The 1,307-nt window shown below is 38.3% G+C and carries 1 protein-coding gene and 1 pseudogene; one reads left to right on the top strand and one right to left on the bottom strand.

Annotation, left to right across the window (positions count from 1 at the left end; translation table 11 throughout):
• A pseudogene (locus LNTAR_RS24665) lies at positions 1–730 on the bottom strand (transposase family protein); the annotation flags it as partial.
• Positions 731–932: 202 nt separating this feature from the next.
• On the opposite strand from LNTAR_RS24665, the gene LNTAR_RS24660 reads away from it, so the two are divergent.
• On the top strand, positions 933–1,307 hold a 375-nt coding region (locus tag LNTAR_RS24660; protein WP_238527803.1), incomplete at its 3' end, for a transposase family protein.

Genomic DNA, 1,307 nt, shown 5'->3' with positions numbered 1-1,307 from the left:
TTTTCATCTTTGGGAGGCTTCCAAGACTGGGACCACTTATCTTATCCCATGCTTTTACAATGTGCTCGATTTTCTTTGTTTCGGTAGATTTGTCAGCATGTGTTGATTCGGGATAATAACCGAATCGTTCTTTGTATTTTTCAATTTGTGAAATCAGTTCGGTCCCTTCATTATAAGAGTCAAAGCTAATCGTATCGGTAAAGGTCCAGCCATCGACCACACTGATAGATATTTTTGCTCCGAATTCCGTATGAGCTCCCGCCTTCCCCCGAACTATGGGACGGATATGTGGTTGATGAATACTTACGATGCGATCATCTACGCTTGTTACTTTGTTATCGTACATGTATTGCTGTTGTTGATAAAGTGTCCCGATCACCAGAAGTTCACGATATAAACTAGGCTTCAATAGAGTAAGATCGGCATACTTTTTGAGTTCATCTATACTGGCTAGGTTCCTCCTTACGCAATGGAGTTGTCTGTTAATCACCTCACGTCTTTTCTTTTTCGAAACACGTTTTTTTAGAACAATACTTAAAAAGCTTTTCCTGCCATCTTCACGATAAGTTCGAGGCTTAACTTTATCTTCTGTATTTGAGCGATGACACCAAAGGATATCGATTACTTCCTCAGTTTTTTCACGGGCTTTATTTAGCAATCCAAGGTCAGTTGGGTAGTGAATATCAGCAGGAACACAACTGGCATCAACAATTAAAGAACCCTTATTTGATTGATATTGAGTGTACCATCTAGAAAATAAGGTAAATTGGCCATTTTGGGCTCTGAGCCCGTATTTTTATACATCTTATGCAAACCTAATGACTGTTTTGAGGGGTTTTGTTTACATATAACATAGCATGAATTGGTTCTTTCTCATTTTTTGTGGATAGATGCTCCAAGGAGTATTGTTAAGCTTATCAAAATAGGAGCTAATGATGACCGAACAACTTTTTGCAGAAATGTTAAATCTCGGGGATAAATGGGAAGTTAGTAAACTAGAAGTTTTGGCAGAGCAATCATGTATTGAAGTGACAATTAAAGATACAGCTAAACTTTTAGAAGGTATGGAATGCCCTTGTTGTAAGAGAACCGATTTAATTATAAAAGATCATGCAAATGAAAGGCTATGGGATCATCTACAAATGTGGACTTATAAAACTGTATTAAAATGCCGATTGCCTCGTGCCCTTTGTAAATCCTGTAAAAAAACGTGGACAATTCGAGCTCCTTGGGAAGGTGTCATAAACATTCCAGTAAAGACTTTGAGGATTAGCCTTGACCCTCATGCGTCATATGCCCGTGTCAAA

Origin of the sequence: Lentisphaera araneosa HTCC2155, from assembly GCF_000170755.1 — a bacterium.
Lineage (GTDB): Bacteria > Verrucomicrobiota > Lentisphaeria > Lentisphaerales > Lentisphaeraceae > Lentisphaera > Lentisphaera araneosa.
This window is presented reverse-complemented; position numbering and strand designations above follow the sequence as displayed.